The following is a 20,996-nucleotide window of genomic DNA, read 5'->3' on the forward strand; positions in this document are numbered from 1 at the left end:
GGGCCCCGGCCCGCAAAGGGCAGGATGCAGCAGCATTTCCACTGGCAGGGTCTCGACCCGTCTTCCCGCGGCGCCTCATGCGCCATGGGAAATTTCGACGGCGTGCATCGCGGCCACCAGGCAGTGATCGACCTAGCGCGCGGCCATGGCCCGCTGGGAATCATCACCTTCGAGCCCCACCCCCGCCAGTTCTTCGCCCCCACAGCCCCCGCCTTTCGCCTGATGAACGCCGAGGCGCGCGCCAACCGTCTGGCCCGTCTGGGGGTGGAACACCTGTTCCAGCTTCCCTTCGACGCCACCCTTGCCAGCCTGTCGCCCGAGGCCTTCGTCAACCAGGTTCTGGCCGATGGCCTTGGCATCAGCCATGTCGTGGTGGGCGCCGACTTCTGCTTCGGCAAGGGGCGCACTGGCACGGCGGGCGACCTTGCCGCGCTGTGCGACGCCCGGGGCATCCGCACCACCATCGCCCCCCTTGTCACCGAGAACGGGACCGAGATCTCTTCCACCAAGATCCGCGCCGCCCTCACCGAGGGGCGCCCCCGTGACGCCGCCGCCATGCTTGGCCACTGGCACCGGATCGAGGGCGAGGTGCTGCACGGGCAGAAGCGCGGGCGAGAGCTGGGGTATCCCACCGCGAACATGTCGGTGGACGGGCTGCACCTTCCGAAACTTGGGGTCTATGCCGTGCTGGTCGACATTCTGACCGGCCCGCACAAGGGCAGCCATCACGGCGCCGCCAGCCTTGGCGTGCGGCCGATGTTCGGCGAAAACCGCCCGAATCTGGAAACCTACCTGTTTGACTTCAGGGGCGACCTCTACGGGCAGCATCTTTCGATCGCCCTAGTCGAGTTTCTGCGCCCCGAGCAGAAGTTCGACACCCTTGACGCCTTGATCGCCCAGATGGACGCCGACTGCCACCAGGCCCGCGCGATCCTTTCGGCGCTCTGACCCCCCTTCCCTTTTCCGCAAGGCCACATCAGGGTGCGGGAATGGAAAACCTGCGCCCCCGGTTCTGGGAAACCGTTCCCCTGTCGAAGATGACCCCCGCCGAATGGGAGGCGCTCTGCGACGGCTGCGGCAAGTGCTGCCTGAACAAGCTCGAGTATGAGGATACCGGCGAGGTCGTCTATACCCGCATCGGCTGTCGCCTGCTGGATGGCGAAACCTGCCGCTGCCGCGACTACCCGAACCGCAAGCAGCGCGTCCCGGAATGCGTGGTGCTGACGCCGAAGACCCTGCCGAAGATCGCCTACTGGATGCCCGCGACCTGCGCCTACAAGTTGCTGTTCCAGAAGCGGCGCCTGCCAGACTGGCATCCGCTGCTGACCGGCGATCCCGACAGCACCCACAAGGCGGGGCAATCTGTCAGGGGAATCACCCTGCCCGAGGGCTCGGTGCCGGAAGACGACTGGGAAGACTATCTGATCGAGGAAACACCCTGATGCGCTTTGCTTCAGACAACACCTCGGGCGCCGCCCCCGAGATCATGGCCGCGATCGTCAAGGCGAACGAAGGGTATGAACGCTCCTACGGCGGCGATGCGGCCATGGCCCGCGTGACCGATCTGGTGCGCGATATCTTCGAGGCGCCACAGGCCGTGGTCCATCTGGTCGCCACCGGAACTGCCGCGAACGCCTTGGCGATCGCCACCCACTGTCCGCCCTGGGGCGCGGTGTTCTGTCATACCCATGCCCACATCGCCGAGGACGAATGCAACGCGCCTGAATTCTACTCTGGCGCCAAGCTGGTGCTGGTGCCGGGCGAGCATGGCAGGATGACACCCGCCAGCCTGTCGCAGGCGCTGGCCGCAACCGGAGAAAGCGGCGTGCATGGCGTCCAGCGGGGGATGCTGTCGCTGACCAATGTCACCGAGGCCGGAACGGTGTATACCCCCGCAGAAATTGCCGCGCTGACTGCCCTCGCAAGGGCCAAGGGCATCCCTTGCCACCTCGACGGCGCGCGCCTTGCCAATGCGCTGGTCGCCACCGGCGCGACACCGGCCGAGATGACCTGGAAGGCGGGAATCGACGTTCTGTCGCTGGGCGGAACCAAGAATGGCTGTCTGGGGGTGGAAGGAGTCGTCCTGTTCAACCCCGAAAAGGCCTGGGAATTCGAGCTGCGACGCAAGCGGGGGGGGCATCTCTTTTCCAAGCACCGGTTCCTTTCGGCGCAGATCGAGGCCTACCTGACCGAAGGCCTCTGGCTGCGGCTCGCCGCACAGGCAAATGCGATGGGCCAGCGTCTGGCGCAGGGCCTGCGCGACCGGCAGGCGCATGTGCCACCGGCCGATGCCAACATGCTGTTCCCGGAATGGGCCCCCGGCACCCATGAGCGACTGGAGGCCGCTGGGGCCGTCTATTACCGCTGGACCGCCCCCCAGGGGCGCGAGAAGGCGCGGCTGGTCGCCAGCTGGTGCACCACCGAAGCCGAGGTAGACCGCTTCCTCGCGGCTTTCTGACCGGGGTTTTTCGCAACGCCGGAAGCAGCTCCGGTTTGCAATCGCAGAACCGGGTGATAAGCGAGGCACGTCACGAATCCGCCACCGAGGACGCCCATGCCCGCCGTCACCGAACCCAAGCTCATCGCCGGGAACGCCAACCTGCCCCTGGCAAAAGCCATAGCGCGGCGCATGTCGGTGCACCGGGGAATGAGCGTGAACCTTGTCGATGCCCGGGTCGAACGCTTCAACGATCAGGAAATCTTCGTCGAGGTGTTCGAAAACGTCCGCGGCGAGGACATGTATGTCATCCAGCCGACCTCGAACCCGGCGAACGACAACCTGATGGAACTGCTGATCATGGTGGATGCGCTGCGCCGGTCCTCGGCCAGCCGGATCACCGCGGTGATCCCCTATTTCGGCTACGCCCGCCAGGACCGCCGCGCCAAGGCGCGCACCCCGATCAGCGCGAAGCTGGTGGCGAACCTGATCGAGACGGCCGGCGTGGACCGCGTGCTGACGCTGGACCTGCACGCCGCGCAGATCCAGGGTTTCTTCGACATTCCGGTGGACAACCTTTACGCCTCGCCGGTCTTTGCCCTGGATATCGAGCACCATTTCAAGGGCCAGATGGACGACATCATGATCGTCTCGCCCGATGTTGGCGGCGTGGCGCGGGCGCGGGAACTGGCCAAGCGGATCAACGCACCCCTCTCCATCGTGGACAAGCGGCGCGAGAAGGCGGGCGAAGTTGCAGGCATGACCGTCATCGGCGACGTGCGCGGGCGCAAGTGCATCATCGTCGACGACATCTGTGACACGGCCGGCACGCTGTGCAAGGCCGCCGAGACGTTGATGGAAGCCGGGGCGACCGAGGTGCACAGCTACATCACCCATGGCGTCCTGTCAGGGCCGGCGGTGGAAAGGGTGCAGAATTCGGTGATGAAATCGCTGGTCATCACCGATTCGATCGAAGCCACGGAAAAGGTCAAGGGTGCCACGAACATCCGCATCGTCCCCACCGCGCCGATGTTTGCCCAGGCGATCCTGAACATCTGGGGCGGGATGTCGGTGTCGTCGCTGTTCGAGACGGATACCCTGGTGCCGATCTACGAGGGGCTCTACCAGCGCAGCTAGGCGCCAGGCTTCGGACCGCGCCAGAGATACCCCCTGCGATTGCCCTTCCCTCAGGAAGGGCCCAACTACGGTCCGGTTCCGCCAAACTATCGGCACAATTCGGCTTCAGCAGTGCGACTGTTGCAGCTTTTTTGGACTGGCCGCGCGGCCTGGGGGTGTGCCTTGGAGTCTTCGATCGAAACCATCCGCCTTTCGCGGCGGACCTTCGAACTGCTGCCCGTCGAGCGGATCATGCTGACAACAGCCTTGGTCGCAGAGGCGGCGGGGATTGCCCTGGCAACCGCACTGCAACGCAATGTGAACTGGCCGCCCATGCTGCTGGGTTTTGCCATTGGCCTGGCGCTCATTGCTCTGGGGGCTTTCGTAAGGGGCACTCGGGGGTCGTCTCGTGTGGCGCTGGCCATGGTGGGACTGGGAAGCTTCTTTGCCTTCACCTCGGCCTCTCCCATCGTGATCTTCTCGCTCATGCCGCTGACCAACCCGATGGTCGATGACTGGCTGACCTGGTCCGGGCACCTTGTCGGATACGACTGGCACAGCCTGATCAACCACATGCTGGACTATCCCGTGATCCTGCGGGCACTTGGCTATGTCTATCAGAGTTCGATCTTCCAGCTGATGCTGACAGTCTGCTTTCTCGCGGCCCTGCACCGGGCGCTTTCCGTGCACCGCTTCATGCTTGTCGGGATGTTCAGCCTTGCGGTGACGGTTGCGATCTGGTGGGTCTTTCCCAGCGTCGGCTATGTCGGGGCGCTGGATGTGCCGGCAGAGGTGCTGCGCGAACGCGGTTACCATTACGGGACCGACCGTGGCGGTTTCCTGACGCAGCTGCTGACCGAGGGTCCGGCGCGCATCAGCCCCGAGACGGTCACGGGTGTGGTCGGCTTTCCCTCCTATCACATGGTCATGTGTTGTCTGGTCGTCTGGTTCCTGCGCGCGACGGTGCTGTTCGTTCCGGCACTGATTCTCAACCTGGCGATGATTCCTGCCACCCTGATCCACGGCGGTCATCATCTGCTTGATATTCCGGGTGGGGTGGCGGTGTTTGCGCTCTGCGTCTGGTTCGTCTCCAGATTTCTGGCCCCGGGCGACGAGTTGGAGCCGGTGCGCACCTCTGGTTCCTGAACGGCGTCTTGTGGATCAACGGGCGCGCGCCGGGGTCAGCCGCAACACGGCAGGGCCAATCGCCAGTAATTGCTCCCGCACCCGGACGATGGGGCTGCGGATCGTAGGGGTCACCATCGAAGCGGAGGCCGCCGCGCATCGGATTGTCGGCCGTGATCTTCGCCAAGGGTAACCCGTTCGGTCGCTATCTCGCGCGGAACGTCCGATGGCAGGCGCCGGCAGTTGCGGGTTGGTTTCCATCTTTTTGCGGGGTTTTGGTCAAGTTTAGGCCGCAAAAGGCCTTCAAACCCATGGCGTGTTTCGCAGACGGAGACGGTTGTGGTTTACCTTGCCCATGGCAGTGATCGGTCGCCGATCATGACGTCTCTCTATCACTATCGGTTCGTGCTCCTGCTTGCAGCGATCCAGACGGCGCTTGGCTTTTACGCGCTTTCCGCGGCACCAGGCTTGCCCCTTGGCGGCTTCGGGGCGCAGGTGCTGCAGTTGGCCACGATCCTTCCCTGCGCGGCCTATGCCGTCATCGCCCACCGTCTGTTTCACCTGACCTATGTCGAGCGCACACCGCAGCGGATGGAAGTCCTTCAGGCCGAGATCAGGTCCTTTCTCACCGACGGGCCAACCATCCTGCGCGGCGGCCTGACCCTGGCCCTGCTTCTTGCTGCATTGGCGGGTTTTACCCAGGCCAAGGGGCTGGTGGCGATCTTGGGTGAATTTTCCTGGGACGAGACGTTAGAGCAACTGGATCGCCTGGTTTTCCTTGGTCACGAACCGTGGCGGGTGTTTTACGGCCTGATCGGCTGGGATTGGGTGCTGACGGTTCTGACCGGGGCCTATGCCTTCTGGCTGACGTTGCTGCTGTGCACCCTGACCATTGCCGCCTTTGCCCGCAAGAACCCGGTCGCCCGGATGCAGTTCATGATCGCGCATCTGCTGAGCTGGCTTGTCATTGGAATCGTCATGGCAACCCTGATGTCCTCTGCGGGACCGGTGTATTACGCGGATCTGGGCCTGGGAAATGTGTACCGGCCGCTTCTGGAAACACTTGACGCCCATGCCGAGACCTATCCCTACAGTGTCCGCGACCTGCAGAAAGTTCTCTGGGATCTCTACACGCTTCCCGATGGCGGCTTCTCGGTGATTTCGGCCATGCCGTCGATGCATGTCGCATCCACGATGGTCGTTACGCTTTATGCCTTCACGGCTTCGCGCGCGCTGGGCTGGGTTCTGACCGCCTTCACGCTGGTAATCTTCATCGGATCGTTCATGCTGGCCTGGCACTATTTTCTCGATGGCATCGTGGCCATGGCCGCTGTCGGCGTGATCTGGCAGGTCAGTGGCTGGTTTGCGCGGCGCACGGTTCCCGATCAGGCCTAGGGCACATCCCAGTCTTCCTCATCCCGCAGGGCACCGATTGCCAGCCAGTCTGCCCGGACGCGGGCGATCCGGGTGTCGGACCAGGTGCGGAACACGATCTCGAAGCCCCTGCCTGTCACCTGCTCGGCCGCGATATCGACACGGGAATTCGTCGAACAGGCGATGTCCCACATGGAAAGCCCGATGGTGACCACTGGCACATCCACAAAGACCTGCGCAAAATCCTGTCGCAGCCTCACCTCGCGCGGCCCTGCGCCAACCCACATCGCGCCATCCTGAGAGAAGTCTTCGAACAGAACGCGCGACCCCTGATCGACCGCAATGGTTCCCCTGAATTTCTTCATGTCCCGACCGGATCCTTCTGCCGGCCACATCTTGCCCCAAAACTTCCGACAGGGAACCGGAAAAGGAAAGCCCCGGACGAACCGGGGCTTTCGATGCGCTTATCGGTGTGGCCGAGGATCACAGTCCTGCGGCAATCCGCATGGCTTGCAGGTCGGCCACCAGCTTGTCGGCGGCATCCTTGTCGGAATTCAGCGCCGCCGCCTGGCTGGCTTCGGCAACCAGCGCATCCAGCTGAGGCGCGGTCAATTCGTCCAGCGGCACCGCCTGTTCGGCCAGAACCGTCACGCCCGAGGCGCTGATCTCTGCGAAGCCGCCGGTGACGACATAGGCTTTCGTCCCCTCGGCGTTCACCACCTTCAGCAGACCCGGACGCAGCGAGGTGATCGTGGCGGCATGGCCTTCCATCGCCGTCAGGTCGCCATTGGCCCCCGGAATCTGGACCTCGGTCGCCGGGACCGACGCAAGGCGCCGTTCCGGGCTGACGAGATCGAATTGCAGCGTGCTGGCCATGTCGCCCCCTTACGCCGCAGCCGCGGCAAGCTTGGCGGCCTTGGCCTTCACGTCCTCGATGTCGCCGACCATGTAGAAGGCGGCTTCCGGCAGATGGTCGTATTCGCCGTTCACCACCGCCTTGAAGGATGCGATGGTCTTTTCCAGCGGCACCTGCACGCCGTCCGAACCGGTGAAGACCTTCGCCACGTCGAAGGGCTGCGACAGGAAGCGCTGGATCTTCCGGGCGCGGGCCACGGTCAGCTTGTCCTCTTCCGACAGTTCGTCCATCCCGAGGATGGCGATGATGTCCTGCAGCGACTTGTAGCGCTGGAGGATTCCCTGCACGGCGCGGGCGACATTGTAGTGCTCTTCGCCCACGATCTGCGGGTCAAGCATCCGCGAGGTCGAATCCAGCGGGTCCACCGCCGGATAGATCCCCAGTTCCGAGATCGCGCGCGACAGCACGGTGGTCGCGTCGAGGTGCGCGAACGAGGTCGCGGGCGCCGGGTCGGTCAGGTCGTCGGCCGGAACGTAGATCGCCTGCACCGAGGTGATCGAGCCCTGCTTGGTCGAGGTGATGCGTTCCTGCAGCGCACCCATGTCGGTGGCCAGCGTCGGCTGGTAGCCCACGGCCGAGGGAATGCGGCCCAGAAGGGCGGACACTTCCGAACCCGCCTGGGTGAAGCGGAAGATGTTGTCCACGAAGAACAGCACGTCCGTTCCCGACTGGTCGCGGAACTGCTCGGCCAGCGTCAGGCCGGTCAGCGCCACGCGGGCACGTGCCCCCGGGGGTTCGTTCATCTGGCCGTAGACAAGAGCCACCTTCGATTCCGACAGGTTGTCGATCTTGATGACGCCCGATTCGATCATCTCGTGATAGAGGTCGTTCCCTTCGCGGGTCCGTTCACCCACGCCCGCGAAGACCGAATAGCCCGAGTGAACCTTGGCGATGTTGTTGATCAGTTCCATGATCAGAACCGTCTTGCCCACGCCGGCGCCGCCGAACAGGCCGATCTTGCCGCCCTTGGCATAGGGCGCGAGCAGGTCGATGACCTTGATGCCGGTCACCAGGATCTGGCTTTCCGTGGCCTGTTCGCTGAATTCCGGGGCAGGCTGGTGGATCGCACGGGTTTCCTTGGCCACCACGGGGCCCTTTTCGTCAACCGGTTCGCCGATGACGTTCAGGATGCGACCCAGCGTTGCGTCACCGACAGGAACCGAGATCGGCGCGCCTAGGTCCTTGACCGGCGTGCCGCGCACGAGGCCTTCGGTCGCATCCATGGCGATGGTGCGCACGGTGTTCTCGCCCAGGTGCTGGGCAACTTCCAGAATCAGGCGCTTGCCGTTGTTGTCGGTTTCCAGCGCGTTCAGGATCGCGGGAAGCGCACCGTCGAACTGCACGTCGACGACGGCGCCGATGACCTGGGTCACCTTGCCGCTGCCTGCGGCGGAAGCTTTCGGGGCTTTTGCCATTGTCATTTACTCCGGGTTCGTCAGAGCGCCTCGGCGCCCGAAATGATTTCGATGAGTTCCTTGGTGATCGCGGCCTGACGGCTCCGGTTGTACTGGATCGTCAGCTTGTTGATCATGTCGCCCGCGTTGCGCGTCGCGTTGTCCATTGCGGACATCCGCGCGCCCTGTTCCGAGGCACCGTTTTCCAGCAGCGCGGTGAAGATCTGCGTGGCCACGCCGCGCGGCAGAAGGTCGGCCAGGATCGCCTCTTCCGAGGGTTCGTAGTCGTAAAGCGCCGTCGTGGCGCCACCCTCGAACTTGGCGGGGATGATCTGCTGCTCGGTCGGGATCTGACTGATCACCGACTGGAAGCGGTTGTAGAAGATCGTCACCACATCTGCCTCGCCGGCCTCGAAGGCCGCCATGACCTCGCGCGCGATGGCCTGCGCGTTGGCATAGCCCACGCGCTTCACTTCGCTCAGGTCGATGTGACCGACAAAGGCATTCGCCCAGTCGCGCTTCAGCTGTTCACGGCCCTTCTTGCCGACGGTGAGGATCTTCACCGTCTTTCCCTGCGCCACCAGATCGGCGGCGCGGGACCGGGCCAGCTTGACGATGGACGAGTTGAAGCCGCCGCAAAGCCCGCGCTCGCTGGTCATCACCACCAACAGGTGCACCTGGTCCCGGCCGTTTCCGGCCAGAAGCTTCGGTGCACCCTCTCCAGTGCCGACACCGGCGGCCAGGGCCGACATCACCGCTGTCATCCGTTCTGCAAAAGGACGGGCGGCCTCGGCGGCCTCTTGCGCACGACGCAGTTTCGCCGCGGCGACCATCTGCATCGCCTTGGTGATCTTCCGCGTGTTTTTCACGCTTCCGATCCGGTTCTTGAGATCCTTCAGGCTTGGCATCTGCCTTCTCCCTCAGGGCGCTCAGACAAAGTCTTTGGCGAAGGCGTCGAGTTCCGCGCGGATCGCTTTTTCCAGATCGCCCGCAACCTTGCGGTCGTTCTTGGTGATGTCGTCCAGAAGCGCCTTGCCCTTGGTGCGCAGGTGCTGCAGCAGGCCCGCCTCGAACCGGCCCACGTCCTTGACGGCGATCTTGTCCAGATAGCCGTTGGTGCCGGCATAGATCACGCAGACGATTTCCGCGTTGGTCATCGGCGAATACTGGTTCTGCTTCATCAGTTCCGTCAGGCGCGCGCCGCGGTTAAGAAGCTGCTGGGTGGCGGCGTCGAGGTCGGACCCGAACTGCGCGAAGGCCGCCATTTCGCGGTACTGCGCCAGTTCCAGCTTCACCTTGCCGGCAACCGACTTCATCGCCGAGGTCTGGGCCGAGGAACCCACGCGGCTGACCGACAGACCGGTGTTCACGGCCGGACGAATACCCTGGTAGAACAGTTCGGTTTCCAGGAAGATCTGGCCGTCGGTGATCGAGATCACGTTGGTCGGGATATAGGCCGACACGTCACCGGCCTGGGTTTCGATGATCGGCAGCGCCGTCAGTGAACCCGCGCCGAAATCCTCGTTCAGCTTGGCCGAACGCTCCAGCAGTCGCGAGTGCAGGTAGAACACATCGCCCGGATAGGCCTCGCGCCCCGGCGGACGGCGCAGCAGCAGCGACATCTGGCGATAGGCCACGGCCTGCTTGGACAGGTCATCGTAGATGATCAGGGCATGGCGGCCGTTGTCGCGGAAGTATTCCGCCATGGCGGTCGCCGAATAGGGCGCCAGGAACTGCATCGGCGCGGGGTCCGAGGCGGTGGCGGCCACGACGATCGTGTAGGCCATGGCACCGGTCTCTTCCAGCTTCTTCACCAGCTGGGCGACGGTGGAGCGCTTCTGGCCGACCGCGACATAGACGCAATAGAGCTTCTTCGATTCGTCCGAACCGGCGGCCTCGTTGTAGGACTTCTGGTTCAGGATCGTGTCCAGCGCCACGGCGGTCTTGCCGGTCTGGCGGTCGCCGATGATGAGTTCCCGCTGGCCACGGCCGACGGGGATCATCGCGTCCACGGCCTTCAGACCCGTGGCCATGGGTTCGTGCACCGACTTCCGCGGAATGATGCCCGGGGCCTTGACGTCGGCCACGCGACGCTCGGTCGCCTTGATCGGACCCTTGCCGTCGATCGGGTTGCCCAGCGCGTCCACGACGCGACCCAGCAGCGCATCACCGGCCGGCACGTCCACGATGGACTTGGTGCGCTTGACCGTGTCGCCTTCCTTGATGTCCTGGTCCGACCCGAAGATAACGACGCCGACGTTGTCGACTTCCAGGTTCAGGGCCATGCCCCGGATGCCGCCGGGGAATTCGACCATCTCACCAGCCTGCACGTTGTCGAGGCCATGCACACGGGCAATCCCGTCGCCGACCGACAGCACGCGGCCGACTTCGGCCACTTCCGCGTCCTTGCCGAAGTTCTTGATCTGCTCCTTGAGGATCGCAGAGATCTCAGCAGCCTGGATTCCCATCACCCAACCTCTTTCATTGCATTTTGCAGGGCCGCGAGCTTTGCCTTGACCGAGGTGTCGATCATGGTCGAGCCCAGCTTGACGACAAGACCGCCGATGAGGGATTCATCGACGGTCGTTTTCAGTTTCACGGTCTTGCCGACACGCGCCTTCAGCGTCTCGGCCAGTTTCTTGGACTGCGCGGCGCTCAGCGCACGGGCGGCAGTGACCTCGGCGGTCACTTCGCCCTTTTCGGCAGCGATCAGGTCGGCCAAGTTCGCCAGGAATTGCGGCAGAACGAACAGGCGGCGCTTTTCGGCCATCAGCGCCAGCGTGTTGGCCGTCAGCTGGCCCAACCCCAGCCTCCCGGCGATCGCGGCGATCGCCCTGCCCTGGTCCTCGCGGCTGATGACGGGCGAGGCGATCATCGCCCGCAGGTCGGCACTGGCGTCCAGGGCTTCCGAAAGGGTCGCGATATCCGCTTCCAGCGCCTTCAAGGCGCCGTCTTCCCTTGCCAGGTCGAACAAGGCCGATGCGTAGCGTGAGGCAATGCCCAGAGAGATCGAAGCTGGTTCCGACACGTCAACCCTTCCGTTGTCTGATGCCCAGGGCTCTGGCGAACCGGGCGCTCCATCGGCGCACACCTCGACCCCCCGGCCGTGGCGCATGCCATCCGTCGCGGGCGTCCTTAGCAGAGGCCTTGATACCCCGCAACCGGGTTGGACACGGATTCTTGAGCCTTGCCCTGCGCAGATCGTCGCTGTTTGCGCAATCGTTGCGGACAGGTCGCGGAACGCCCGGAATCGGCGGGGCGCTTCTGGCGTTCACGACCCGTCACATGCCCGTCACACCCGGCCGCCTTCGGTTGACCCTTCCTGCCTGCGCGGCAAGTGTCCCACGGAAACAGACCGGAAAGAAAGGCAGGCAGGCATGACCCTCTCGCGACGCGGACTGATCGGATTTGCACTGGGCGCGGCGACGCTCGCCACGACGGCGCGTGCCAATCCTGCTGGGGCACGCAACAACATCTCCAGCTTTGTCATGCAGGACTGGCGCGACCATTTCGACGGTCTCGGCCCTGCCACCATCGTTGCCGACACCGGCTCGCGCGCCCTGCATTTCTGGAATGCCGACGGGTCGGATTATCGCATCTATCCGACCTCGGTCCCGCTGACCGACGAACTGACCAGGCGCGGGTATACATCCATCGTGCGCAAGAAGGTCGGCCCCAGCTGGACCCCCACGCCGTCACAGATGCAGCGCTACCCCGACTGGAAGCCGATCGGCCCCGGGCCGGACAACCCCCTTGGCACCCACGCCATGTATCTGTCCTGGCCCGCCTACATCATTCACGGCACCCATGACACCCGGAAGATCGGCCGCCGTTCCTCGGATGGCTGCATCGGGCTTTTCAACGAAAACATCGCCGAACTTTTCGCGCTTTGCCCGATCGGCACCCAGGTCAGGGTGGTCTGACGCATGACCGGGCCGGGCAGCCGGCCCTGTTCCCGGTTCAGCGCCGGTTCGGGCGCCCCCTTGCCCACGCCTTCCAGGACGCGCAGGGGTCTTCTCACTGCTGCTCCAAGGCCCCCGCGCGTGGGGGCATAGACCTGCTTGGACGCCTCGACCATCAGCACCCCCCCCACCAGCCAAGGCATCCGGCGCCCGACCCCTTCCCAGAAATCGGCCGTCCGCAGCCAGAACCGTGTGGTCGATGGCGGCGCGAACAGCACCGACTGGCTGCGTTCCGGCGTGAAGCCGTGGCGCCTGAGCTGTGCCTCGAGCTGTGCGCCGGAATAGGGCCGACCATAGCCGAAGGGCGTGGCGTCGTTCCGCGCCCAGAGGCCCGAGCGGTTCGGCACGATGAACAGCGCCCGCCCCCCCGGCGCAAGCACCCGCGCCGCCTCGTCCAGCACGGCCGATGGGTGCTCAGAGGTCTCAAGACCGTGCATCAGCACCAGCCGATCGGCAATGCCCGTGGGCAGGGGCCAGGCGGTCTCCTCGCACAGGACGCTGACATTCTCCATTCCCGCGGGCCAGGGCATCACGCCCTGCGGTCCCGGCATCAGCCCCACCACGCGCGCGGCATCGGCCAGATAGGGACGCAGAAGCGGCACCGCAAAACCGAACCCCACTACCGTCTGACCCGGACCGGGGGGCCAGTGCTTCACCACCTGTTCCCGGATCGCGCGCTGGGCCACCCGGCCAAGCTGGGTGCGGTAGTAGAAATTCCTGAGGTCAAGCACATCAAGGTGCATTGCGGCCGCCGCCCTTTGGGTCGATCCTGCCCATCATACTCGGGAAGGGACCAAAGACCATGCCGCTTGACCTGATCACCATCCCCTGCCTTTCGGACAACTATGCCTGGCTGATCCACGACCCCGCCTCTGGCCGCACAGCCGTGGTGGATGCGCCCGAAGCCGGCCCGATCCTTGCGGCTCTCGAGGCGCATCAGTGGCGACTGACCGACATCCTGATCACCCACCACCACGACGACCACATCCAGGCTGTCGATGCGCTGCGCAACCGGACGGGCGCCCAGGTCCATGGCGCCGCCGCCGATGCCCACCGCCTGCCGCGGCTTGACCAGACGCTGGTCGATGGCAGCCGGTTCTGGCTGGGCTCGGAAGAGGTGCAGGTGATCGCGGTTCCGGGTCACACCATCGGCCACATCGCCTATGTCATGCCGGCCAGCGGCTACGCTTTCACCGCCGACAGCCTGATGGCCGGCGGCTGCGGTCGGCTGTTCGAGGGCACAGCCCGGCAGATGCACGACTCTCTGCGCAGGCTTGCCGCCCTGCCCCCCGACACGCTGATCTGCTCAGGCCACGAATACACCGCCTCCAACCTGCGCTTCGCCCTGACCCTTGAACCGGACAATCCTGCGCTTATCTCACGCAGTGCCGAGGTCGCCGACAAGCGCACCCGGGGCATTCCTACCGTTCCTGTCCCGCTTCAGGTAGAGCTGGACACGAACCCCTTCCTGCGGGCGCATCTGCCCGCGCTCAAGACAGCGGTCGGCCTGCCAGATGCCGACGATGTCACGGTTTTCGCCGAAATCCGGGCCAGAAAAGACAAGTTCTGATTCCAGCCTATCACAATTGGTGTGAAGACGCTGGGGAAACCCCGAAATCTGGAAGATTGCGCTTGAAGTGCGGTGAAGAAAACCGAACTTTAGGCATATGAGGCCACGGTCGGTATCGGGCCCGAAAGCCCCCCGACCCGCAGGACAGGAGCACGAACCGTGCCATCGTTTTCGACCACGCTTGAACAGGCAATCCATAGCGCCCTGGCCTTGGCCAACTCGCGCCGTCACGAACTCGCCACGCTGGAACATCTGCTGCTGGCGCTGATCGACGAACCCGACGCGGCCCGGGTGATGAAGGCCTGCGCGGTCAACCTCGAGGAACTGCGCAAGACGCTCACCGATTTCATCGACGACGACCTGTCGACCCTTGTCACCGATGTCGAAGGGTCCGAGGCCGTGCCCACAGCCGCCTTCCAGCGCGTGATCCAGCGCGCGGCGATCCATGTGCAAAGCTCGGGCCGGACGGAAGTGACCGGGGCAAACGTCCTGGTGGCGATCTTCGCCGAACGTGAATCGAACGCGGCCTATTTCCTGCAGGAACAGGACATGACGCGCTATGACGCGGTGAACTTCATCGCCCATGGCGTGGCCAAGGATCCCACCTATGGCGAGACGCGCCCCGTCCAGGGCGCCGACGATCCGCAGGAAACCCCGAAGGCCGAGGCCGGCGAGGCCAAGGAATCGGCTCTGTCAAAATACTGCGTCGATCTGAACGTGAAGGCGCTAAAGGGCGATGTCGATCCGCTGATCGGACGCGAGGCCGAGGTGGAACGCTGCATCCAGGTGCTGTGCCGCCGGCGCAAGAACAACCCGCTTCTGGTGGGCGACCCCGGCGTAGGCAAGACGGCGATTGCGGAAGGCCTTGCCCGCAAGATCGTGCTGGGCGAGACGCCCGAAGTCCTGTCCAAGGCCACGATCTTCTCGCTCGACATGGGCGCGCTTCTGGCCGGCACGCGCTATCGCGGCGATTTCGAGGAGCGGCTGAAGGCCGTGGTCAAGGAACTGGAAGACCACCCCGACGCGATCCTCTTCATCGACGAGATCCACACCGTGATCGGCGCCGGGGCGACCTCGGGCGGGGCGATGGATGCCTCGAACCTGCTCAAGCCCGCTCTGCAGGGCGGCAAGCTGCGCTGCATGGGATCGACCACCTACAAGGAGTTCCGCCAGCACTTCGAGAAGGACCGGGCGCTGTCCCGCCGGTTCCAGAAGATCGACGTGAACGAGCCGTCGGTTCCCGATGCGATCAAGATCCTGATGGGTCTGAAGCCGCATTTCGAACAGCATCACGACCTGAAATACACCAACGAGGCGATCAAGTCGGCGGTGGAGCTGGCCGCGCGCTACATCCACGATCGCAAGCTGCCGGATTCGGCGATCGACGTGATCGACGAGGCCGGGGCGGCGCAGCATCTGGTGGCCGAATCGAAGCGGCGCAAGACGCTCGGGATCAAGGAGATCGAGGCCGTGGTGGCCAAGATCGCCCGCATCCCGCCCAAGACCGTCTCGAAGGACGATGCCGAGACGCTGCGCGATCTGGAAAAGACCCTCAAGCGCGTGGTCTTCGGTCAGGACAAGGCGGTGGAGGCGCTGTGTTCGGCGATCAAGCTGGCGCGCGCGGGCCTGCGCGAGCCGGAAAAGCCCATCGGCAACTACCTCTTCGCCGGCCCGACCGGCGTCGGCAAGACCGAGGTCGCCAAGCAACTGGCATCGAGCCTCGGGGTGGAACTGATCCGCTTCGACATGTCGGAATACATGGAGAAGCACGCGGTTTCCCGCCTGATCGGCGCGCCTCCGGGCTATGTCGGTTTCGACCAGGGCGGCATGCTGACCGATGCGGTGGACCAGCATCCGCACTGCGTCCTGCTTCTGGACGAGATCGAGAAAGCCCATCCGGATGTGTACAACATCCTTCTGCAGGTGATGGACCACGGCAAGCTGACCGACCACAACGGCCGGACGGTGGATTTCCGCAATGTGATCCTGATCATGACCTCGAACGCCGGGGCCTCCGACATGGCCAAGGCCGCCATCGGTTTCGGCCGTGACCGGCGCACGGGCGAGGATACGGCGGCGATCGAGCGCACCTTCACGCCGGAATTCCGCAACCGTCTGGACGCGGTGATCAACTTCGCCCCCCTCGGCAAGGAGGTCATCATGCAGGTGGTCGAGAAGTTCGTGCTGCAGCTCGAGGCACAGCTGATGGACCGTGGCGTCCATATCGAGCTGACGCCCGAAGCCGCCGCCTGGCTGGGCGACAAGGGCTACGACGACAAGATGGGCGCCCGTCCGCTGGCCAGGGTGATCCAGGAGCACATCAAGAAGCCTCTGGCCGAGGAGCTGCTGTTCGGCAAGCTGGTCAAGGGCGGCTTGGTCCGGGTCAAGGTCAAGGACGACGCCATTGTTCTGGACATCGATGAACCGCAGAAACCGCGCCTCACCGGCCAGAAGCCGCCCCTGCTGACGGCCGAGTGATCGCTCGCCCCCGCAAGGGGGCCTGGCGGCCGCTCATCAAGCCCGTGCGGGCAGCCGTTGCTAACTCGGCAAAGCGCAGCCCGGCGAACAGTCCCGCTAAGGGCGATAAGCGCCCTTTGCCCTATCGTTCGGTCAGCTTCAGCTCGATCCTGCGGTTCTGCGCCCGGGCCTCCGGGGTGTCGCCTTCGGCCACAGGACGGTATTCGCCGAACCCGGTTGCCGCCATCCGCTCGGGCGGAAAGCCCAGTTCGTTCTGCATGTAGCGCACCACCGACAGCGCGCGCGCCTGGCTAAGTGCCCAGTTGTCGCGGAATTCTCCGCCCCCGGACAACGGCACGTTGTCGGTGTGGCCGTCCACCCGGATGATCCAGTCGATCTCGGGCGGGATCTTGTCACGGATCTCGTTCAGGATGCTGACCACGCCCGCGATCTGCGCGCGCCCTTCCGGCGCCAGTTCGGCCGAACCGGGATTGAACAGCACCTCGGACGAGAACACGAAACGGTCGCCCACCACCCGAACACCCTCGCGCCCTTCCAGCAGGGCGGAAAGCTGCCCGAAGAATTCCGACCGGAAGCGGGCAAGGTTCCGGTTCTCCTCTGCCAGACGCGCGGCTTCGGCTGCCTCCAGTTCGGCCCGACGGCGCTGTTCGGACGCGACTTGCGCCAAGGCGGCGTTCAGTTCGGCCCCCAGGCTTTCCAGCTGCACCCGTGCCTCGGCGTCGCGGGCCTTCGCCTCGTCCAGAACCTGTTGCAGGCTGCCCAGCTGCGCCCTTAGGGCCGCAACCTGCTGGTTCAGAAGTTCGACCTCGCGCGCCGCCTTCAGCGACTTTTCCTGTTCCGCAGTCAGGGCTGCCTCGGCCGCCGCCAGGGCCGCGTCCTTTGCCCCGGCCTGCTCTGCCACCTGCCGGGCCGCCGCCAGCAGGGTCAGGGTTTCTTCGGCGCGCTTGCGTTCCGCCTCAAGCGCAAGCGTCATCGCGGTCAGTTCGGTGTCGGCGTTGGCCAACCGGTCGCGCAGCGCCTGCAGGGCGGCTGCATCGGCCAGGCGCGCAGCCTCGGCCTCGGTCAGCTTTTCCGTTGCCTGGGCTAGCGCGGCAGCATCGGCCTCGCCCTTGGCGCGCACTTCGGCCAGCAACGCCTCGAGCGCCTCGCGCCGGGCTGCCGCCAGCCGGGCCGCCTCGGCGCTGGCGTCGATCTCTTCCCGCGCCTTGGCCAGGGCCAGCGACATCGCCTCGGCTTCGCTGACCAGCTTCTTTTGCGCAGCCTCAAGTTCGGCCACGGTTGCGCCCAGGCGGCTGGCCTCGCCCCGCGCGGTGTCGCGTTCCAGAATCAGGGCGGCGACCTGTGCCTCGAACGCGGTGATCCGCCCTGTCGCGGCCTCAAGCTCAGCCTGGCGCCTGGCCAGGTCGGCCGTCAGCGTGGCAACCAGCCCGGCCTGGCGTTCGCCCTCGGCCTGTGCTGCCGCCAGCCCCGCCCGCAGCGTGGAAATCTGCGCCTCGAGGTCCGAAGCCCTGGTCCGCTCCAGACCCAGGGCATTGGCCAGGTCCGCCACCTGGGCCGTCAGGGCATCGAGTTCAGAATTCTGCGTGGTCAGCCGGTCGCGCAGCACGGCCTGCAACATGGTGAAGATGGTCAGGACGAACATCAGCACCATCAGAAGCGTCGTCACCGCATCGACGAAGCCCGGCCAGATGATCGAACTGTCCCGCCGTCGTGCGCCGGCCATGACCTATCCCCGCCCCGCCGTTCGGCCCAGCTGGCGGATCGCTGCCGTCAGCGCCGCAATGTCCGACCGCAGGTCCGCCAGTGTCTCCTGCCTGCCGGCTGCCATCTCTTCAAGGATGCGCAGCAGCTGTACGTCGATCGACCGCAGGCGCATCCGGCTTTCGGCGTCGGCATGCCCACCCTCGCCCGTCGCCAGCACCGCGATCAGCCGGTCCTGCCCGTCGGCGATGCGACGCAGGATGGCGGCCTGGCTGCCTTCGTCGCCGCGCTGGTCGCCCAGAACTGTAAGAGCCTGCGTCAGGTCGGCGATCCGGGCCTCGAATGCGGCGCGTCCCGCCTCGGCCTGTTCGTGCATCAGCTGCAACTGCTCCATCTGCACGGCCATGTGGTCGATCATCGCGGCCAGCGCACCCTGATCGCCACCGTCGCTCTCGCCGGTGAAGCCGATCCGGGTGATCGAGGACAGCCATTCCTCAAGCTCGCGGGTAAAGCGCGCCTGGCCGTGCCCGGCGAACAGCTCAAGAAGGCCCAGCACCAGCGACCCCGCAAGTCCAAGCAGCGACGAGGAAAACGCCGTTCCCATCCCGCCCAGCTGACTTTCAAGGCCGCTCATCAGCTTTTCAAACACCTCCATCCCGCTTTCGCCCTCTTGCGGGGCAAGCGAGCGGATGGTCTCGACCACCGCCGGAACTGTGGTGGCCAGCCCCCAGAAGGTGCCCAGCAGGCCCAGGAAGACCAGCAGGTTGATCAGATAGCGCGTTATGTCGCGGGCCTCGTCGATCCGCTGGGCGACCGAATCCTGGATCGACCGCGACGAAGAGGCCGAGATCGACATTCGCGCCGTCCGTGCGCGTAGCAGCGCGGCCAGCGGTGCCAGAAGGCGCGGCGGCGCGTTGTCTTCGGTTCCAGGGGTGCCGCGAACGAAATTCTCGATCCAGTAGACCGATTGCGCCAGGATCCAGACCTGCCAGAAACAGGTCAGCACACCGATCAGGAAAACGAAGGCGATCAGCCCGTTCAGCAGCGGATTGGCACGGACGATGTCGATGATCTGGCCATGGATCGCCCAGGCCCCGGTTCCGACCAGCGCACAGACCAGAAGCATCTGGGTAATGGCGCGGATCGGCTGACTGAAGGTCGTCGCAACCTCTGCGCCCCGTGTCTCGGTCTGGGACATGCCTGCCCTTCTGTTTCCTGCCCTTTGCGCAAGACTAGCAGGCCCACGCGCGCTGCCAAGCAAAAGGTCAGCACAGGCTGCGCACGCGCCGCGCAAGCCATTCCAGATCGGGATCGCTGATACCAAGTTCGGCCAGATGCGCAGCCGTCGCCCAAAGGTAGTCGCGGTTTGGCCCTCGCCCGCCATGCGCCCGGGCGATGATCCGGGCCTGTTCATCCAGATCCAGCCTGCCGCAATACTGAACGTGATCGGGGTCGATGACATAGGTCAGCGCCTCGACCGGACCGGCCTCTGTCTCGACCCGCAGCACGGTCTCCAGATAGGCGGACGAGACCAGTTCGCGCTCGCGTAGGCCGGCCAGCGCCTCGGCCTCGGCCCCGGGGACGACTCGGAAGGCAATGCCCTGGCAGCTTGCGCCGTCCGCACGATCCAGCGCCAGCACCAGACCGGGGTTCACCGCAGTGCCCCGGTGATGGATCGAGCGCATGCAGAAGCTGCGATGCCAGCCGGCCACCCGCCCGATGCGCTGTTCGGCAACGGGGAAGCCGGGATCCCAGATCAGCGACCCGTATCCGAAAACCCAAAGTGATCCATGCATGGCTGGCCGTGAACCCCTTGCCCCTGTAAACACCGGGGCAAGGGCAATGAAAAGGGCCGCTGCATGCGCAAGCTTCTCATTCTGATCCTTCTGGTCACAGGCCTGTGGTGGGGCTACTGGTTCGTGGGATCCTCGGCGGTGCGTCAGGGCGTGGAACAGGCCTTTGCCGAGGCTGCCGCTCGCGGTGCCACCGCGGAGCGCACGGGGCTGACGGTTGCGGGCTTCCCGAACCGCTTCGACCTGACGGTCGAGGGCATACGCTATGCCGATCCTGTCTCGGGAATCGGATGGCAGGCACCTTTCGCCCAGCTCTTCGCGATGACCTGGAAGCCCTGGCACATCATCGCCGTGCTGCCGCCCGAGCAGGTGGTGACCCTTCCGGACGAAGCGGTCACCGTCACGGCCGAGGGGTTGCGCGCAAGCCTCCGTGCCCGTCCGGCGACCGATCTGCCGCTGGCCCTGGCCGTGGCCGAGACCGGCCCCTTCCAGGCCCGATCCAGCGCAGGCTGGACGCTTGGGGCAGAGCGTGCCGTCATGTCGCTGGCCGCAGCCGAGGGCGGACAGAACGCCTATGATCTGTCGCTGGATGTCGCCGGGCTTGCACCCGACCCGGCGCTGCTTGCGCGGCTGGTGCCCGATGACAGCCTGCCCCCGACGGTCGGGGTGATCCGCCTGCGTGCCAGCCTGACGCTTACGGTGCCCCTCGACCGGCACGCGGGCCAGACCCGCCCCCGTGTCGCTGCACTGGCGCTGACTGACACGCTGATCACATGGGGCGAGCTGTCGGCGGCGGCTGCCGGTCGCATCGCGCCCGATGACAATGGCCTGGCGGCCGGCCGGATCGACGTCACCATCACCAACTGGCGGCGGATCCTTCCGGTCCTGGTTGCCTCGGGCGCGGTCCGGCCGGAACTGCTGCAGACGGTCGAAACGATGCTGGCAAGCCTCGCCCAGCAGACGGGTGACCCCGAGGTGCTGAAACTGCCGCTCGTCCTGGAAAACGGCTGGATGACGCTGGGCCCTGTGCCGCTCGGCCCTGCGCCGGTGCTCTTGCCGCCTGCGGGCTGAGGCTCGCGGACAATTCCGCCACGACCGGCCCCACGACCCGACGACAGGCCGACGGCGCA

Annotated in this window: 19 protein-coding genes and 1 pseudogene; 10 read left to right on the forward strand and 10 right to left on the reverse strand. The window is 65.3% G+C overall.

All coding sequences use genetic code 11. The features are described from left to right. The first annotated feature begins 24 nt into the window (after nucleotides 1-24). The 6 genes from EZM81_RS10385 (at nucleotide 25) to EZM81_RS10410 (ending at nucleotide 6,073) form a co-directional block, all read left to right on the forward strand. Nucleotides 25-948, forward strand: a complete 924-nt coding sequence (locus tag EZM81_RS10385) for a bifunctional riboflavin kinase/FAD synthetase (protein ID WP_135449536.1) — start codon at nucleotides 25-27, stop codon at nucleotides 946-948. A 41-nt stretch (nucleotides 949-989) separates the two neighbouring features. After that, nucleotides 990-1,442 (forward strand): YcgN family cysteine cluster protein, encoded by a 453-nt coding sequence (locus EZM81_RS10390; protein ID WP_136645651.1) that lies wholly within the window; start codon nucleotides 990-992, stop codon nucleotides 1,440-1,442. After that, a complete protein-coding gene (locus tag EZM81_RS10395; protein WP_135449532.1) occupies nucleotides 1,442-2,458 on the forward strand; it encodes a low specificity L-threonine aldolase in 1,017 nt (338 codons plus the stop codon). The genes EZM81_RS10390 and EZM81_RS10395 overlap by 1 nt, the downstream gene beginning before the upstream one ends. Before the next feature lie 96 nt (nucleotides 2,459-2,554). Then, the gene (locus EZM81_RS10400; protein ID WP_135449530.1) at nucleotides 2,555-3,574 is read left to right on the forward strand and encodes a ribose-phosphate pyrophosphokinase; all 1,020 of its coding nucleotides are present in this window, start codon (nucleotides 2,555-2,557) and stop codon (nucleotides 3,572-3,574) included. A 162-nt stretch (nucleotides 3,575-3,736) separates the two neighbouring features. Beyond that, on the forward strand, nucleotides 3,737-4,699 hold the full coding sequence (locus tag EZM81_RS10405; RefSeq protein ID WP_136645652.1) for a phosphatase PAP2 family protein: 963 nt from the start codon (nucleotides 3,737-3,739) through the stop codon (nucleotides 4,697-4,699). 357 nt (nucleotides 4,700-5,056) lie between these two features. Then, a complete protein-coding gene (locus EZM81_RS10410) occupies nucleotides 5,057-6,073 on the forward strand; it encodes a phosphatase PAP2 family protein (RefSeq protein WP_136645653.1) in 1,017 nt (338 codons plus the stop codon). On the opposite strand, the gene EZM81_RS10415 is transcribed toward EZM81_RS10410, so the two are convergent. The 6 genes from EZM81_RS10415 to EZM81_RS10440 all read right to left on the reverse strand — a co-directional run bounded on the left by EZM81_RS10415 (nucleotide 6,070) and on the right by EZM81_RS10440 (nucleotide 11,390). Next, nucleotides 6,070-6,417: an H-type lectin domain-containing protein gene (locus EZM81_RS10415; protein ID WP_136645654.1), complete on the reverse strand. Its 348-nt coding sequence runs from the start codon at nucleotides 6,415-6,417 to the stop codon at nucleotides 6,070-6,072. The genes EZM81_RS10410 and EZM81_RS10415 overlap by 4 nt on opposite strands. Nucleotides 6,418-6,535: 118 nt before the next feature. Then, nucleotides 6,536-6,928, reverse strand: coding sequence for a F0F1 ATP synthase subunit epsilon (locus tag EZM81_RS10420; protein WP_136645655.1), 393 nt, complete (start codon nucleotides 6,926-6,928; stop codon nucleotides 6,536-6,538). A gap of 9 nt (nucleotides 6,929-6,937) precedes the next feature. After that, complete coding sequence (atpD, locus tag EZM81_RS10425; protein ID WP_136645701.1) at nucleotides 6,938-8,383, reverse strand: F0F1 ATP synthase subunit beta; 1,446 nt, start codon at nucleotides 8,381-8,383, stop codon at nucleotides 6,938-6,940. Between the two features lie 20 nt (nucleotides 8,384-8,403). Beyond that, nucleotides 8,404-9,270: a F0F1 ATP synthase subunit gamma gene (locus EZM81_RS10430; protein ID WP_136645656.1), complete on the reverse strand. Its 867-nt coding sequence runs from the start codon at nucleotides 9,268-9,270 to the stop codon at nucleotides 8,404-8,406. 21 nt (nucleotides 9,271-9,291) lie between these two features. Beyond that, nucleotides 9,292-10,830, reverse strand: coding sequence for a F0F1 ATP synthase subunit alpha (gene atpA, locus EZM81_RS10435; RefSeq protein ID WP_135449515.1), 1,539 nt, complete (start codon nucleotides 10,828-10,830; stop codon nucleotides 9,292-9,294). Continuing rightward, entirely contained in the window at nucleotides 10,830-11,390 is a 561-nt protein-coding gene (locus EZM81_RS10440) for a F0F1 ATP synthase subunit delta (protein WP_135449514.1), read from the reverse strand. Before EZM81_RS10440 ends, atpA begins: the two co-directional genes overlap by 1 nt. A gap of 349 nt (nucleotides 11,391-11,739) precedes the next feature. On the opposite strand from EZM81_RS10440, the gene EZM81_RS10445 reads away from it, so the two are divergent. Continuing rightward, the gene (locus EZM81_RS10445) at nucleotides 11,740-12,285 is read left to right on the forward strand and encodes a L,D-transpeptidase (RefSeq protein ID WP_136645657.1); all 546 of its coding nucleotides are present in this window, start codon (nucleotides 11,740-11,742) and stop codon (nucleotides 12,283-12,285) included. 23 nt (nucleotides 12,286-12,308) lie between these two features. Here EZM81_RS10445 and EZM81_RS10450 read toward each other — a convergent pair. Then, a pseudogene (locus tag EZM81_RS10450) lies at nucleotides 12,309-13,067 on the reverse strand (class I SAM-dependent methyltransferase); the annotation flags it as partial. A 59-nt stretch (nucleotides 13,068-13,126) separates the two neighbouring features. Between EZM81_RS10450 and gloB the strand changes: the two are divergent. Then, entirely contained in the window at nucleotides 13,127-13,894 is a 768-nt protein-coding gene (gene gloB / locus EZM81_RS10455) for a hydroxyacylglutathione hydrolase (protein WP_135449511.1), read from the forward strand. A 159-nt stretch (nucleotides 13,895-14,053) separates the two neighbouring features. After that, on the forward strand, nucleotides 14,054-16,372 hold the full coding sequence (gene clpA, locus EZM81_RS10460; protein ID WP_136645658.1) for an ATP-dependent Clp protease ATP-binding subunit ClpA: 2,319 nt from the start codon (nucleotides 14,054-14,056) through the stop codon (nucleotides 16,370-16,372). A 121-nt stretch (nucleotides 16,373-16,493) separates the two neighbouring features. On the opposite strand, the gene EZM81_RS10465 is transcribed toward clpA, so the two are convergent. From EZM81_RS10465 to EZM81_RS10475, 3 genes are all read right to left on the reverse strand, one after another. Further along, nucleotides 16,494-18,095: a peptidoglycan -binding protein gene (locus tag EZM81_RS10465; protein ID WP_136645659.1), complete on the reverse strand. Its 1,602-nt coding sequence runs from the start codon at nucleotides 18,093-18,095 to the stop codon at nucleotides 16,494-16,496. 3 nt (nucleotides 18,096-18,098) lie between these two features. Then, entirely contained in the window at nucleotides 18,099-19,271 is a 1,173-nt protein-coding gene (locus tag EZM81_RS10470; RefSeq protein ID WP_135449504.1) for a biopolymer transporter ExbB, read from the reverse strand. A 67-nt stretch (nucleotides 19,272-19,338) separates the two neighbouring features. Beyond that, nucleotides 19,339-19,869 carry a gamma-glutamylcyclotransferase gene (locus tag EZM81_RS10475; protein WP_136645660.1) on the reverse strand — a complete coding sequence of 177 codons (531 nt, stop codon included), beginning with the start codon at nucleotides 19,867-19,869 and terminating at the stop codon, nucleotides 19,339-19,341. A 63-nt stretch (nucleotides 19,870-19,932) separates the two neighbouring features. On the opposite strand from EZM81_RS10475, the gene EZM81_RS10480 reads away from it, so the two are divergent. Next, a complete protein-coding gene (locus tag EZM81_RS10480) occupies nucleotides 19,933-20,937 on the forward strand; it encodes a DUF2125 domain-containing protein (protein ID WP_136645661.1) in 1,005 nt (334 codons plus the stop codon). Nucleotides 20,938-20,996 lie beyond the last annotated feature (59 nt).

Origin of the sequence: Tabrizicola sp. YIM 78059 (assembly GCF_004959785.1) — a bacterium.
GTDB classification, from domain to species: Bacteria; Pseudomonadota; Alphaproteobacteria; order Rhodobacterales; family Rhodobacteraceae; genus Tabrizicola; species Tabrizicola caldifontis.

Bases quoted from the DNA above. Each gene is read 5' to 3' on its own strand.
- EZM81_RS10480 (WP_136645661.1), top strand. From the start codon at position 19,933: ATGCGCAAGCTTCTCATTCTGATCCTTCTGGTCACAGGCCTGTGGTGG.
- EZM81_RS10390 (WP_136645651.1), top strand. From the start codon at position 990: ATGGAAAACCTGCGCCCCCGGTTCTGGGAAACCGTTCCCCTGTCGAAG.
- gloB (WP_135449511.1), top strand. From the start codon at position 13,127: ATGCCGCTTGACCTGATCACCATCCCCTGCCTTTCGGACAACTATGCC.
- atpD (WP_136645701.1), bottom strand. From the start codon at position 8,383: ATGGCAAAAGCCCCGAAAGCTTCCGCCGCAGGCAGCGGCAAGGTGACC.
- EZM81_RS10420 (WP_136645655.1), bottom strand. From the start codon at position 6,928: ATGGCCAGCACGCTGCAATTCGATCTCGTCAGCCCGGAACGGCGCCTT.
- EZM81_RS10470 (WP_135449504.1), bottom strand. From the start codon at position 19,271: ATGTCCCAGACCGAGACACGGGGCGCAGAGGTTGCGACGACCTTCAGT.
- EZM81_RS10415 (WP_136645654.1), bottom strand. From the start codon at position 6,417: ATGAAGAAATTCAGGGGAACCATTGCGGTCGATCAGGGGTCGCGCGTT.
- EZM81_RS10385 (WP_135449536.1), top strand. From the start codon at position 25: ATGCAGCAGCATTTCCACTGGCAGGGTCTCGACCCGTCTTCCCGCGGC.
- EZM81_RS10430 (WP_136645656.1), bottom strand. From the start codon at position 9,270: ATGCCAAGCCTGAAGGATCTCAAGAACCGGATCGGAAGCGTGAAAAAC.
- EZM81_RS10465 (WP_136645659.1), bottom strand. From the start codon at position 18,095: ATGGCCGGCGCACGACGGCGGGACAGTTCGATCATCTGGCCGGGCTTC.
- EZM81_RS10445 (WP_136645657.1), top strand. From the start codon at position 11,740: ATGACCCTCTCGCGACGCGGACTGATCGGATTTGCACTGGGCGCGGCG.
- EZM81_RS10475 (WP_136645660.1), bottom strand. From the start codon at position 19,869: ATGCATGGATCACTTTGGGTTTTCGGATACGGGTCGCTGATCTGGGAT.
- EZM81_RS10400 (WP_135449530.1), top strand. From the start codon at position 2,555: ATGCCCGCCGTCACCGAACCCAAGCTCATCGCCGGGAACGCCAACCTG.
- EZM81_RS10410 (WP_136645653.1), top strand. From the start codon at position 5,057: ATGACGTCTCTCTATCACTATCGGTTCGTGCTCCTGCTTGCAGCGATC.
- EZM81_RS10395 (WP_135449532.1), top strand. From the start codon at position 1,442: ATGCGCTTTGCTTCAGACAACACCTCGGGCGCCGCCCCCGAGATCATG.
- atpA (WP_135449515.1), bottom strand. From the start codon at position 10,830: ATGGGAATCCAGGCTGCTGAGATCTCTGCGATCCTCAAGGAGCAGATC.